1 protein-coding gene is annotated in these 657 nt (G+C 46.3%); it reads right to left on the bottom strand.

Annotation, left to right across the window (positions count from 1 at the left end):
- Window positions 1–454: 454 nt before the first annotated feature.
- Window positions 455–657: hypothetical protein (locus tag A587_RS25330; protein ID WP_232288114.1), on the bottom strand; the 203-nt coding region annotated here is incomplete at its 5' end.

The following is a 657-nucleotide window of genomic DNA, read 5'->3' as shown; positions in this document are numbered from 1 at the left end:
ATCCATGCGTTGAAATGACTCATTGGCAATTTACTTTCGGGTGTGATGAGGGAGAAAAACGGTGCTGAGAGCTTTTTTGGTGCTTGTAAGCTAATCGGCTGCTTTAGTAGATAAAACTAGCAAATCGCTGACACCCACCACTAATTACCTCGCAACCAAAACTAATCCCCCCTTAACCACACCAGAAAAACATAACTTCTCGGCGGGTGAACCACCTCCCACAAAACGATTCAGACGGTGAGTTAGGAGGCTACGCTGATAGTTTTTGTAACCCTTGCAAACAGCTTCATCGTAAAAATCGTAGACGATCTCACAAGCAACTTATTCCCCCTCCATCACACCCGAAAAGCATAAGCCGATATGCAATGTGCCGACAGGATGTCGGCTAAGTCTTGTCAGGCACAAGGACGTGCCTTACAAGACGGTTGCACTATATCGGCTTAGGGTTTGAGGATTAAGTGTGATGCTGGGGCGACGTTTTCTTGGTTCGTTCTTTTTCGTCGTTTAAAATGAATGAACGAGAAGCGCATGGACGCGCTTTGATACGAGCCATGGAGGGTAAGGCTAATATGTCTTCCTGACAGGTTTCGACGCCCATCCACGGGCTACGACATACTTTTCTTTGATGCCCAAAGAACAAGTATGCAAAAGAAAGGG

This window comes from Pseudoalteromonas sp. NJ631 (assembly GCF_000276645.1).
In the GTDB taxonomy this organism is placed as follows: domain Bacteria; phylum Pseudomonadota; class Gammaproteobacteria; order Enterobacterales; family Alteromonadaceae; genus Pseudoalteromonas; species Pseudoalteromonas piscicida.
The sequence above is the reverse complement of the archived record's forward strand: the minus strand, read 5'-3'. Positions and strand labels throughout refer to the sequence as shown.